Annotated in this window: 9 protein-coding genes; 5 read left to right on the top strand and 4 right to left on the bottom strand. The window is 65.7% G+C overall.

The window, feature by feature from the left end:
* Positions 1-28 precede the first annotated feature (28 nt).
* Both AC1DX2_RS10245 and AC1DX2_RS10240 read left to right on the top strand, forming a co-directional pair.
* A complete protein-coding gene (locus AC1DX2_RS10245; protein ID WP_477196234.1) occupies positions 29-3010 on the top strand; it encodes a sensor domain-containing protein in 2982 nt (993 codons plus the stop codon).
* A 316-nt stretch (positions 3011-3326) separates the two neighbouring features.
* The gene (locus tag AC1DX2_RS10240; RefSeq protein WP_477196233.1) at positions 3327-6191 is read left to right on the top strand and encodes a sensor domain-containing protein; all 2865 of its coding nucleotides are present in this window, start codon (positions 3327-3329) and stop codon (positions 6189-6191) included.
* 12 nt (positions 6192-6203) lie between these two features.
* Here the strand turns inward: AC1DX2_RS10240 and AC1DX2_RS10235 are convergent, their stop codons facing one another.
* On the bottom strand, positions 6204-7103 hold the full coding sequence (locus tag AC1DX2_RS10235) for an inositol monophosphatase family protein (RefSeq protein ID WP_477196232.1): 900 nt from the start codon (positions 7101-7103) through the stop codon (positions 6204-6206).
* A gap of 141 nt (positions 7104-7244) precedes the next feature.
* Entirely contained in the window at positions 7245-7814 is a 570-nt protein-coding gene (locus AC1DX2_RS10230) for a hypothetical protein (RefSeq protein ID WP_477196231.1), read from the bottom strand.
* A gap of 61 nt (positions 7815-7875) precedes the next feature.
* On the opposite strand from AC1DX2_RS10230, the gene AC1DX2_RS10225 reads away from it, so the two are divergent.
* Positions 7876-8649, top strand: a complete 774-nt coding sequence (locus AC1DX2_RS10225; RefSeq protein WP_477196230.1) for an RNA methyltransferase — start codon at positions 7876-7878, stop codon at positions 8647-8649.
* 10 nt (positions 8650-8659) lie between these two features.
* Complete coding sequence (cysE, locus tag AC1DX2_RS10220) at positions 8660-9439, top strand: serine O-acetyltransferase (protein ID WP_477196229.1); 780 nt, start codon at positions 8660-8662, stop codon at positions 9437-9439.
* 306 nt (positions 9440-9745) lie between these two features.
* Here the strand turns inward: cysE and mog are convergent, their stop codons facing one another.
* Both mog and yjgA read right to left on the bottom strand, forming a co-directional pair.
* A complete protein-coding gene (gene mog / locus AC1DX2_RS10215; RefSeq protein ID WP_477196228.1) occupies positions 9746-10354 on the bottom strand; it encodes a molybdopterin adenylyltransferase in 609 nt (202 codons plus the stop codon).
* Positions 10351-11001, bottom strand: a complete 651-nt coding sequence (yjgA, locus tag AC1DX2_RS10210) for a ribosome biogenesis factor YjgA (RefSeq protein WP_477196227.1) — start codon at positions 10999-11001, stop codon at positions 10351-10353. Before yjgA ends, mog begins: the two co-directional genes overlap by 4 nt.
* Positions 11002-11039: 38 nt before the next feature.
* Here yjgA and pmbA point away from each other — a divergent pair, with 38 nt between their 5' ends.
* Complete coding sequence (pmbA, locus tag AC1DX2_RS10205; protein ID WP_477196226.1) at positions 11040-12422, top strand: metalloprotease PmbA; 1383 nt, start codon at positions 11040-11042, stop codon at positions 12420-12422.
* Positions 12423-12436 lie beyond the last annotated feature (14 nt).

Here is a 12436-nt window from a genome sequence, read left to right as displayed (position 1 = left end):
CATTTTCCCTGCTGAAAAGAGGAAGAGGATGACAGTACAGCGTCAGGATCACGGGAGGGTGGCCGGCGATCATGCCGTGCGCTCGCTGCGGGAGTCGTTGCGCCAAGCCAACGCTCATCTGCAGGCGGTGCCGGATGGTGCCGATGCCGCTCAGACCCTGGCCATGCTGGCCGCCGTGTTTGTCCAGAGCCCCTTGCCGGTCAGCCTGACGCGGGCGGTCGACGGCCACTATGTTGAAGTGAACGACGAATGGGTTCGCCTGCTGGGCTTCACGCGCGAAGAGGCGCTGGGCCGTTCCGCCGTTGAACTGGGCATTTGGCCCAGTCAGGGCGACCGCGCCGAGTTGCTGGCACCGCTGCGACAGCAGGGCCGGCTGCGCAACGTGGAGATGGGGTTTGCCGCCAAGGATGGCCGGCAATTGCGGGCCCTGCTGTCAGGTTGGGCCCAGACTATCTCTGGCGAGGTGTATTACCTTGTCTTCCTGACGGATCTGACCGCCACGCACGCTGCGCAGAGCGCCTTGCAGGCCAGCCAGGCCTCCCTGCAGCAACTCAACGAGCAGTTGAACCACCAGCTGACGCTGTACGACCTGACCGAGCGGCTGGCCAAGGTGGGCCACTGGATAGGCACCGCCGACGGCGGCTTTTCGCACTGGTCGCCCAGCATGTATGCGCTGGCCGGGTTGCCTGTGGGCACCGTCACCAGCCGCGAGCAGGCCCGTGCCGGCATCGTGGACGAGGACAAGGAGTTGTTCAACCAGGCGCGCCAGCGCATGGATGGCCAGGAAATCGAGTACCGCTTCAACCATGTGGACGGCGGCGTGCGCTGGGTGCGCTCGCGCCTGGCGCGTCAATACAGCCAGGACGGCCAGGTGCAGTTTGATTTTGGCGTGGTGCACGACATCACCGCCGAGCACCAGGTCCGCCAGGCGCTGCAGGAGCAGCTGGATTTTCTCAACAAGATCACCGGCAAGGTGCCGGGCATGCTGTTCCAGTACCAGCGCAACACCGCCGGCCATGCCTGGTATGCCTTTGCCAGCGAGGGCATACGGGAGCTGTTCCGGGTCACGCCGGCGCAGGCGCGCGAGAGCGCCGCCTGTGTGTTCGCCGCCATCCACCCCGACGACCTCGCCAGCGTGGAACGCTCGCTGCTGAACGCCGGGCGCGGCTCCAACCAGTGGGCGCAGGAATTCCGGGTGGCGTTTGACGATGGCAGCCAGCGCTTCCTGTTCGGCAACGCGCTGGTGTACCAGGAGGCCGATGGCAGCATCGTCTCTTACGGCTCCATCACCGACATCACCGAGCGCAAGCAGGCCCTGGCCCGGCTGCAAGAGAGCGAGGCGCGCTTTCGCAGCCTGACCGAGCTGTCGTCCGACTGGTATTGGGAGCAGGACGAGCACTACCGTTTTGTGCGCTTCGAGGGCACGCACGGCGACCTGGACGGCCCGGCCGACACCGACCTGGGCCGGATGCGCTGGGAAATCCCTGCGCCCAACATGACCGAGCAGGACTGGCGAGCGCACAAGGCCATATTGGAAGCGCGCCAGCCGTTTCGCGACTTCGAGTTGCAGCGCGCCGCCGCCGATGGCGAGCCGACCTGGTTCCTGATCAGCGGTGTGCCGGTGTTCGACGCCCAGGGCAGTTTCCGCGGCTATCGCGGCACCGGGCGCGACATCACCGAGCGCAAGCGCGCCGAGGCCAAGATACAGCATCTGGCGTTTTTTGACGTGCTGACCGGCCTGCCCAACCGGCGCATGCTGCTGGACCGGCTGCAGACCGCACTGGCCGCCAGCGGGCGCTACCAGCAGCGCGGCGCGCTGCTGTTCATCGACCTGGACAACTTCAAGGACCTGAACGACACGCAGGGCCATGACGTGGGCGACCAACTGCTGCAGCAGGTGGCGCAGCGCCTGTCGGGCTGCGTGCGCGAAATCGACACCGTGGCCCGGCTGGGCGGTGACGAGTTCGTGGTCATGTTGGAGGAGCTGGACGTCGCCGTGGAAGGGGCGGCGGCCCAGGCCGAGGCGGTGGGCAAGAAGATACTCTCGGCGCTGAACCAGCCCTATTACTTCGCCGGCGGCGAGCACCACAGCACGCCCAGCATGGGGGTGACGCTGTTCTACGCCCAGCAGGAGAGTGTGGACGAGCTGCTCAAGCGCGCCGACCTGGCCATGTACCAGGCCAAGTCCGCCGGGCGCAACACGCTGCGCTTCTTTGACCCCCGCATGCAGGCGGCCGTGAGTGCGCGAGCCGCGCTGGAGAGTGATTTGCGCCAGGGCCTGCAGCGCCAGGAGTTGCTGCTGTATTACCAGCCGGTGGTCAACGAGGCCTTGCGCATCACCGGCTTCGAGGGGCTGGTGCGCTGGCGGCACCCCCAGCGCGGCATGGTGATGCCGGGCGAGTTCATCCCGTTGGCCGAACAGACCGGGTTGATCTTGCCGATGGGCCAATGGGTGATGGAGCAGGCCCTGCGCCAGCTGGTGCAGTGGAACGGCGACCCCCGCACCCGTGCGCTGACCGTGGCCGTCAACGTCAGCGCCCGCCAGTTCCGCCACCCCGACTTCGCTTCGCAAGTGCTGGAGCTGCTCAAGCGCACCGGCGCGAACCCCTACCGGCTGAAGCTCGAGCTGACCGAAAGCCTGCTGCTGGTGGACGTGCAGGACGCCATCAACAAGATGACCGAGTTGCGCTCCATAGGCGTCAGCTTCTCGCTGGACGACTTCGGCACCGGCTATTCCTCGCTGTCTTACCTGAAGCGCTTGCCGCTGGACCAGCTGAAGATTGACCAGTCCTTTGTGCGCGACATCCTCACCGATCCCAATGACGCTGCCATCGCCCGCACCGTGCTGGCACTGGCCAGCAGCCTGGACCTGGCGGTGGTGGCCGAGGGTGTGGAATCCGAGGGGCAGCGGGACTTCCTGGTGCGCAACGGCTGCAAAGCCTTCCAGGGCTACCTGTTCGGACGTCCAGCCCCGATAGAGGACTTCTCTGCCCGCCTGTTGGGCGATTGAGTTGCTTGGGCCCACGGGCCAGCGGCATCGCCTATGCTGTCAGAGCCCCCCTTTTGGGGGATGGCCATACACAGGTGTTGGTGGTAAATTTTTGGGCACAGTGGCGGGTGGGGGAGAGGGAAGCAAGCAAAACAGCGAGGCCGGTGCACGGTCCTTGGGCAAGTTTGTGCTGAAAAACACCAGCTTTTCGGGGCCTAGCGCGCATCGGTGCGCGCTACGCTAGCGTGGCTTGCAGTCTGCCCGCCCATCGCACGGTGTGGCAGGACGCAGGCGTTGTTTGATGGCACAGGCTGAAGTGATTGCTATGCATCCCGTCTTGCTTTTGGTTGAAAGTGATCTGCCCTGCGCCACCGCGGTTGTGCAGGCCTTCGCCTCCAAGGCGCCGGCCTGGCAACTGGAGGTGGCGGGTACGGTGGTGCGCGCGCGCCAATTGCTGGCTGAGCACAGCGTCACCGCCTGCATCATCAATTACGAACTCGCCGATGGCATTGCCTTCGACCTGTGGGACGCGGTGGCAGGCCTGCCCAACATTCTGTGCGTCAACCCTGGCCAGGAGGCGCGTGCCGCGCGCGCGCTGAAGATAGGTTTTCGCGACTACGTGGTGAAGGATGCCGAGCTGGGCCATGTGGCCATGCTGCCTGGTCTGCTGGAGCGCGTGGCGGCCAAGGACCGCGAGGCCCGGCGGCTGCGCGATGCCGCGGTGCGGCTGGAGCTGGCGCTGCGCGGCGCCGACCTGGGCTTTTGGGACTACAGCCTGGTCACCGGTGAGACCCACATCAATGAGCGTTGGGCCAGCATGCTGGGCCTTGACGTGAAGGAGGCGCCCACCACGCTGACGGCCTTCCACGCGCTGGTGCACCTCGAGGACGTGGCCCGGTTGACCGAGGCCCACCAGGCCCATGTGGAGGGCCACCTGCCGGTGTTTGCCTGCGAGTTCCGCATGCGCCACCGGGCCGGGCATTGGGTCTGGGTGTACAGCCACGGCAAGGTGATGGAGCGCGACGACCAGGGCACGCCACTGCGCATGCTGGGTACGCACATGGACATCACCGAGCGCAAGTTCTCCGAACTGGCCTTGCGCGACAGCGAGGCGCGCTTTCGCAGCCTGACGGATCTGTCCTCCGACTGGTATTGGGAGCAGGATGCGGAGTTCCGCTTCGTGCGCTTTGAGGGCTTCAAGCCTGAAAAGGCCGGAAAGAGCCAGCAAACCAGCCTGGGCACCAAGCGCTGGGACTGGGGCGCCACCAACCTGAGCGAGGCCGATTGGGCCGCGCACCGCAAGATTCTGGACGCGCGCCAGCCTTTCCATGATTTCGAGCTGTGCCGCCTGGACGCCAGTGGTGAGCCCTACTGGATCACGCTCAGCGGCACGCCGATGTTCGACGACGAGGGGCGCTTTGCCGGCTACCGTGGCATAGGCAAGGACGTCACCGTGCGCAAGCAGGCGCAGATGCAAAGCCTGGCCTACAACAACCAGCTCAGCGCCATCCTGCAGGCCATTCCGGACTTGCTGATGGAGCTGGACCTGGAAGGCGTGGTGCATGAGTGCCACGCACACCGGGCCGAGGATTTGCTTTTCTTGCCACAACAGGCGGTGGGCCGCTCGGTGACGGAGCTGCTGTCGAATCAGGCCGGCGAGGTGGTGCTGCAGGCGCTGGACGAAGCTGCCGCCCAGGGCTATTCCGCCGGCCGGCAGTACGCGTTGGCGCTGCCCCAGGGCACCACCTGGTACGAGCTGTCGGTGTCCAAGAAATCTTACACACCCGAGCAAGGCATGCGTTTCATCGTGCTGGCGCGCGACATCAGCCAGCGGGTGCTGGCCAACCAGGCGATGCGGGACATCAGCGAGCGCTTCGACCTGGCCGTGCGCGGCTCCAGCGACGGCATCTGGGATTGGGACCTGCTGAAGGACGAAGCCCACCTGTCCGAACGCTGGTATGAACTGTTGGGTTATGGCCAGGGTGACGAGCGGCCGGACTGGAAGCAGTGGCTGGATTGGCTGCACCCCGAGGACCGGCTGCCCGTTCAGGAAGCCTTGCAGCGCCACTTGGCGCATCGCGAAGTGTTTGCCGTCGAAATGCGTCTGCGTGGCAAGAATGGGACCTACGGCTGGTTCTTGTCACGCGGCCAGGCGGTATGGGACGCAAATGGCAAGCCGGTGCGCATGGCCGGCTCGCTGACCGATATCCACTCGCGCATCGCCGCCGAGCGCGCGCTGCGCGAGTCCGAGGCCTTCAACCGCGACGTCATCAACTCCTTCAAGGAGCATGTGGCGGTGCTGGACGCCGAAGGCACGGTGGTGTCCGTCAACCTGGCCTGGCGCCAGTGGGCCTCGGGCAATCCGGCGTTGAGCGGCAACCGCGACTTCGTCGGCAAGAACTATCTGGCGTTGTGCGGCCAGGGCACGGTGTATTCCAACGAGGCCGATGGCGACGCCGCCCTGGCCGGCATACAGGCGGTGATGAGCGGCGGCAAGCCCAGCTTCTCGATGGAGTATGTGGTCGACTACCCGCACGACAAGGGCTGGTTCGAGCTCAACGTGGTGCCGCTGAAGAGCTCCAACCGGGGCGTGCTGGTGATCCACCAAGACATCACCCAGCGCAAGCACGACCAGCAGGAAATCCACCGCCTGGCCTTCCACGACGCACTCACCGGCCTGCCCAACCGGCGCTTGCTGGTGGAGCGGCTGCGCCATGCACTGCTGGGCAGCGAGCGGCGCAAGCAATATGGCGCCATCTTCTTCCTTGATCTGGACCGCTTCAAGCTGCTCAACGACACCCGTGGCCACGAAATGGGCGACCAGTTGCTGAAGCAGGCCGCCGAACGCCTGAGCGCCTGCGTGCGCGAGGTCGACACCGTGGCCCGGCTGGGCGGTGACGAGTTTGTGGTGATGCTGGAAAACCTGGGCGAGGTGGGCAGCTGGGCCCATTCGCAGGCGCGCAAGGTGGGCGAGAAGATCTGCGCGTCGCTGAACCAGCCTTACGAGCTGCCCGGCGGCTTCACACACCTGAGCTCGGCCAGCGTGGGCTTCACCACGTTCCTGGGGCAGTCCCGTACGGTGGAGGAGGTGCTGAAACAGGCCGACACCGCCATGTACGAGGCCAAGGCGTCAGGCCGAAACACCATCTGCCATTTCGGCGAGCACGACGACCTGTTTGGCGGCCAGGCCGCAGAGCAATAAGGCCTTGCCGGCTTATTCGCCTGCTGCCGGATCGGCTGCTTTGTCGGCCGCCGCTTTCACCGCTTTCTTGGCTTCAGCCGCCTGCGCTTTGGCTTCCGCCCCGGCAAACTTGCTGTATTTGCCCAGAATGGACACCAACTGGCCGTAGATGCGCGGGTTGCCGGCCACGCATTCCTTTTGCTCCAGGAAGTCGGCGTCGCCGGTGAAGTTGCCCACCAGGCCACCGGCCTCGGTCACCAGCAGTGCGCCGGCCGCCACGTCCCATGGGTTCAGGCCGGTTTCGAAGAAGCCATCGGTGAAGCCGGCCGCCACATAGGCCAGGTCCAACGCGGCGGCGCCGGGACGGCGCAGGCCGGCGGTGCGCTGCATCACGTCGCCCATCATGGCCAGGTAGGCGTGGAAGTCGTCACCCTTGCGGAATGGGAAACCGGTGGAAACCAGGCATTCCTTCAACTGCGTGCGCTTGGAGACGCGCAAGCGGCGGTCGTTCATGTAGGCGCCGCGGCCCTTGGTGGCGGTGAACAGGTCGTTGCGGCTGGGGTCGTAGATGACGGCCTGCTCCAGCTTGCCCTTGAACGACAGCGCAATGCTGACGCAGTAGACCGGGAAGCCGTGGATGAAGTTGGTGGTGCCATCCAGCGGGTCGATGATCCAGACAAAGTCTGAATCCTTGGCGCCGTGTTCCCGGCCCGATTCTTCGGCCAGGATGCCGTGGCCCGGGTAGGCGGTCAACAGGGTTTCGATGATGGCTTGCTCTGCCGCATGGTCCACCTCGGTGACAAAGTCGTTTACCTGCTTTTGCGAGATCCGCACCGATTCCACGTCCAGCGCTGCGCGGTTGATGATGGCGCCAGCGGCGCGGGCGGCCTTGACGGCCACATTGAGCATGGGATGCAGGGTGGAGGAGGACATGGGCAAAGCAGGCAGATTGTGAGGATGGAGCGGCGGTCCCGGCGCCAAATGCTTGGCTGGCCAGGCGGACCCGGACGCGATGGCGCGGGCGCAGGCCTCTATTTTCCCACGAAATGGGCGCTGTCGAACCGAGAGGGCCGTCTAAGGTTTTTGGGCCGCCCTCGGTAAGCTGACACGGATGGGGCTGAGGCTGTCTAGATAGGTCACTACAGCCAGGTCATCCTTGCTGTAGGCATCCGCCGGCCCTGCGGTCAGGACATGGTCGGTTGCATGCAGGGGCACTACCGCTGCGCGTGGCATTGGGGACGCCCGCTCGGCGAGGTAGTTCCTGGCAAACAGGGAGCGATTGCGATGGCCGAACAGGATGACACGCGTGGCGACTTTGGGCGTGAAATTCAGGCCGGAGCAGGAAATATCGGTTGGCCACCAAAGCAATTCAACTGGCTGGCCATCGGACTTGAAGAACCGCCGCACATGCAAGCGGACAAGTACATATTTTTCGCTGCGAGTGACGGCGTCGATCTCCGCCTCGAAGACCAACTCAGCATTGGCAAAATCACGCCGCAAGAAGTATTCTTGGCGCTGTTCGCTGGAAAGGCTTTGCCAGTTATCCGGGTAGATTCCGCCAAGCAGGCAGGCCCGCGCGCCTCCGTTGCTGAGCAGTGCCGCCAAGAACGCGATCGCCGCCACGCGGCCTCGCCAGTCAGTCATCACCATGCCTCCATCTGGCCCTGCAGCCAAGATCCCTGCAGGTCAAGCGACAATCTTACCCATGCGAACCCGTTTTGTGCTCATCAACACCAGCCACGCCGGCAATGTGGGCGCCACCGCCCGCGCCATGAAGGTGATGGGCTTTGACGACCTGGTGCTGGTGGCGCCACGCTGGGCCAATGTGTTGCGGCGCGAGGAAACCATCCAACGTGCCAGCGGCGCCCTGGACGTGCTGGAAAAGTGCCGCATCGTGGCCACGCTGGACGAGGCGCTGGACGGCATGACCCATCTGTGCGCCACGGCGATGACGCCGCGCGACTTTGGTCCGCCCACGCGCACGCCGCGGGAGCATTTCCAGGCCATCCTTCAGGGCGAGGCGGGCGATACGCTGAAGGCCGAGGGCGGTGTGGCCTTCCTGTTCGGTTCCGAGCGCTTCGGCATGGCCAATGAGGACGTGTACCGGTGCCATGCCTGCCTGAGCATCCCCACCAACCCCAAGTTCGGCTCGCTGAACATTGGTGCGGCGGTGCAGGTGGTCGCCTACGACTGGCGCCAGGCGCTGGGCGGGTTCGAGCCGGAAGCAGACGCGGCTCCCATGGTCGCCAACACCGCTGCCAGCGGCCAGCCAGCGGACGCCCGCCAGGTGGCCGGCATGCTGGCGCATTGGGAAGAGGCGCTGGTGGCCATAGGCTTTCTGGATCCGGCTGCGCCCAAGAAGCTGATGCCACGGCTCAACCAGCTTTTCAACCGCAGCGCACTGACGCAGGAAGAAATCCACATCCTGCGCGGTGTTGCCAAGACCATGCTGGAAGCGGCCGAGCGCGGCAAACGCTAGACTGTAGGCCATGTTTGCCCACCTCCGCTCCGACATCCAGTGCATTCTGGACCGCGACCCCGCGGCCCGCAGCGCCTGGGAGGTGCTGACCTGTTACCCGGGTTTGCATGCGTTGGTGTTGCACCGTCGTGCCTATTGGTGCTGGAACCACGGCTTGAAGTGGCTGGGCCGCTTTGTGTCGAATTTCAGCCGCTGGGTCACCGGCATCGAGATCCACCCCGGCGCCAAGATCGGTGAGCGGGTGTTTTTCGACCACGCCATGGGCGTGGTGGTGGGCGAAACGGCCGAGATCGGCGACGGTTGCACCATCTACCAGGGCGTGACGCTGGGCGGCACGTCGCTGTACAAGGGTTCCAAGCGCCATCCCACCTTGGGCAAGGATGTGGTGGTGAGCGCAGGCGCCAAGGTGTTGGGCGGGTTCACGGTGGGCGACGGTGCGCGCATCGGCGCCAATGCGGTGGTGATCAAGCCGGTGCCTGCCGGGGCCACGGCAGTGGGCATCCCGGCGCGCATCATCGAGGCGAAGGCGGATGCAGCGCGCGAGGAGGCTGCGTCCAAGATGGGCTTCTCAGCCTACGGCGTGACCCAGCAAGACGACCCGCTCAGCCAGGCGATGCGCGGCCTGATCGACAGCGCCTCGGCGCAAGACCACCAGATCGCGCTGCTGTGGCACGCCATCGAAACCCTGTCGGCCCACCGAAACGTGGCCACCAAGGACTGCGTGCCGCAGGACGCCGCCTTGAGCGAATGCTTCGAAGCTGAGAAGATCACGCAGTTGATCGGCAAGTAGCCGTCGCGCGCTGCCTCGGCTTGTGCTCTGCCGACGCCGCTGGTGCGCGTGACTCCGCGAATGTCCCCCGGGCCTGCGGCCCTCCTCCTTGATTTCGCTCCGCCACGCGCCCCAGCGACATCGGGTTAATTGGCGCATATGACGTCGGAATGCCGGAATACCGCACGCGAGCCAGGTTCTCAGGATCAGGACGTCATGGCACTCTGCGTAGCGGCATCAAGGAGGAGGGCCGAAGGCCCGGGGGACAGCCGCGGAACTGAGCGCCGTGGTGGCCTGATCCCAGCCAGCCATTGCGGCCAGGCGGTGTTATGTCGGCTTGCGCACGGCAGATTTCGGCCGAAAGGCCTTGCACACCGCGTCGTCGGTTTCCAGGTACGGCCCGCCGATCAGGTCGATGCAATAGGGCACAGCGGCGAAGATGCCTGGGACCACGGATTCGTTGGCGGGGCCTTTGACGCCTTCCAGCGTCTCCTGGATGGCCTTGGGCTGGCCCGGCAGGTTGATGATCAGGCAATTGCCGCGTATCACCGCCACCTGGCGCGACAGCAGTGCGGTGGGCACGAAGTGCAGGCTGATCTGGCGCATCTGCTCGCCAAAGCCGGGCATTTCCTTGTGCGCCACTGCCATCGTGGCCTCGGGCGTGACGTCGCGGGCGGCCGGGCCGGTGCCGCCGGTGGTCAGCACCAGCGCGCAGCCGGCGTCCACCAGCTCGATCAGTGCGGCGCTGATGGCCTCTGTTTCGTCGGGAATCAGCCGGGGTTCGAAGCTGATGGGGTTCTTCAGCGCCCGGCCCAGCCAGTCCCGCAACGCCGGCAGGCCTTTGTCTTCGTACTGGCCGCTGGAGGCGCGGTCGCTGATCGACACGATGCCGATCTTGACCGGGTCGTGGGTGGCGGTTGTGCTGTCGCTGCTCATGGCGTGTCCTCCGCAGGCGTGGCTTGGCTGTCATCGCCATCGTCGCCCGGCTGCGCGAGCTGGGCGCGCACCAGTTGGAAAATCTCGCGGTAGGCGCGGCCGTGGCGGGGTGCCGCGCCGGCTTTTTCCGGCTTGGCGTCCTTGCGTGCCTGGCGCACCAGCGCGCGCAACTGCTGGCTGTCGGTGTCCGGGGCCAGGCGCAGCCATTCACCCACGGCATCGTCGTCGGCGATCAGGCGAGCGCGCCAGCCTTCCGCCTGGTGCAGCAGCATGGCCTCGCGGGCCGGGCCGGACTGCTGCTCCGCCAAGGCGGCGCGCACCGCCGCAATCTGGTCCTCGTCCAGCAGGCGCATCAGCTTGCCGATGAACTGCATCTGGCGCCGTTTGCCCTCGAAGTTGGTGATGCGTTTGGCCTCGGCCAGAGCCTCCATCAGCTTGTCGGACAGGGCCAGGCCCGCCAGCAGGTCGGCCCGCAGCGTCAGCAGGCTTTCGCCCAGGGTCTGGATCTCTTCGCTTTCGCGTTTCAGCTCGGTGCGGCTGGGCGCGTCGCCGCCCTTGAGCTCGCGTTTGAGCTCCAGGTCCAGCTCGCTGCCCTCGGCGACGAACTGGCCGCGCACGAAATAGCCTTTTTTAGGTTTGCGTGACATGAGCCAAGTATCATAGCTGCCGCCACTACCATCCCCAAATGAAGCAAGATTCCTCCACAGCCGCCGCAGCCGGCTTCAGCTACAGCCGTGCATTTTTCGCCAACCTGGTCGACACCGCCCTGGGCCACGCCAAACGGCTGGGCGCCACCGCTGCCGGTGCCGAAGCCTCCGAGGGCTGCGGCCTGAGCGTCTCCGTGCGCAAGGGTGAGCTGGAAAACGTGGAGCGCAACCGCGACAAGTCGCTGGGCGTGACCGTCTACATGGGCAACCGCCGGGGCAACGCCAGCACGTCGGATTTTTCCGAAGCCGCCATTGCCCAGACGGTGCAGGCCGCCTACGACATTGCCCGCTTCACCGCCGAAGACCCGATGGCTGGCCTGCCGGACGCCGACGACATTGCCCTGGAGGCCGAGCAGCGCACCGACCTGGACCTGTTCCACCCCTGGGCCGTCAGCAGCGAGCAGGCCGCCAAGCTGGCCACCGAATGTGAAGCGGCGGCGCTGGGCGTCAGCAAGGACATCACCAACAGCGAAGGTGCCGGCGTGTCGGCCCAGCAGTCGCACTTTTTCAGCGCGCACACCAGCGGCTTTCGCGGTGGCTACGCCACCTCGCGCCATTCCATCTCGGTGTCACCCATCGCCGGCAAGGGCGACAACATGCAGCGCGACGCCTGGTACAGCTCCATGCGCAGCGCCGACGAGCTGGCGTCGGGCGAATCGGTGGGTCGCTATGCCGCCCAGCGCGCGCTGGCGCGCCTGGGCTCGCGCAAGATTTCCACCACCGAATGCCCGGTGCTGTTCGAGTCGCCCATGGCGGCTGGGCTGCTGGGCGGCTTTGTGCAAGCCGTCAGCGGCGGCGCGCTGTACCGGCGCAGCAGCTTCCTGCTGGACGCTTTAGGCAAGCAGGTCTTCCCCAAGCACATCGACATCGCCGAAGACCCGTTCGTCAAGCGCGGCAAGGGCAGTTCGCCGTTTGACGACGAGGGCGTGCGCGTGAAGGCACGCACGGTGGTGGAGGGCGGCAAGGTGCAGGGCTACTTCCTCAGCAGTTATTCGGCACGCAAGCTGGGGATGAAGACCACCGGCAATGCAGGCGGCTCGCACAACATGACGTTGACCTCACGCCTGACAAAACCTGGCGACGATCTGGATGAAATGCTGCGCAGGCTGGGCACCGGCCTGTTCGTCACCGAGATGATGGGCCAGGGCGTCAACTACGTCACCGGCGACTACTCGCGCGGTGCCAGCGGTTTTTGGGTGGAAAAAGGCCGCATCGCCTTCCCGGTGCACGAGATCACCATTGCCGGCAACATGCGCCAGATGTTCAAGGACATCGTGGCCATCGGTGCCGACACCTACAACTACGGCGCCAAGACGGTGGGCTCGGTGCTGGTGGCCAAGATGAAGGTCGCCGGCAGCTGAGCCGGTGCCGCTGA

This window comes from Hylemonella sp. P2_B10, from assembly GCF_056404875.1.
This window is presented reverse-complemented; position numbering and strand designations above follow the sequence as displayed.

Bases quoted from the DNA above. Each gene is read 5' to 3' on its own strand.
- AC1DX2_RS10245 (WP_477196234.1), top strand. From the start codon at position 29: ATGACAGTACAGCGTCAGGATCACGGGAGGGTGGCCGGCGATCATGCC.
- yjgA (WP_477196227.1), bottom strand. From the start codon at position 11,001: ATGTCACGCAAACCTAAAAAAGGCTATTTCGTGCGCGGCCAGTTCGTC.
- AC1DX2_RS10230 (WP_477196231.1), bottom strand. From the start codon at position 7,814: ATGACTGACTGGCGAGGCCGCGTGGCGGCGATCGCGTTCTTGGCGGCA.
- AC1DX2_RS10225 (WP_477196230.1), top strand. From the start codon at position 7,876: ATGCGAACCCGTTTTGTGCTCATCAACACCAGCCACGCCGGCAATGTG.
- AC1DX2_RS10235 (WP_477196232.1), bottom strand. From the start codon at position 7,103: ATGTCCTCCTCCACCCTGCATCCCATGCTCAATGTGGCCGTCAAGGCC.
- mog (WP_477196228.1), bottom strand. From the start codon at position 10,354: ATGAGCAGCGACAGCACAACCGCCACCCACGACCCGGTCAAGATCGGC.
- pmbA (WP_477196226.1), top strand. From the start codon at position 11,040: ATGAAGCAAGATTCCTCCACAGCCGCCGCAGCCGGCTTCAGCTACAGC.
- cysE (WP_477196229.1), top strand. From the start codon at position 8,660: ATGTTTGCCCACCTCCGCTCCGACATCCAGTGCATTCTGGACCGCGAC.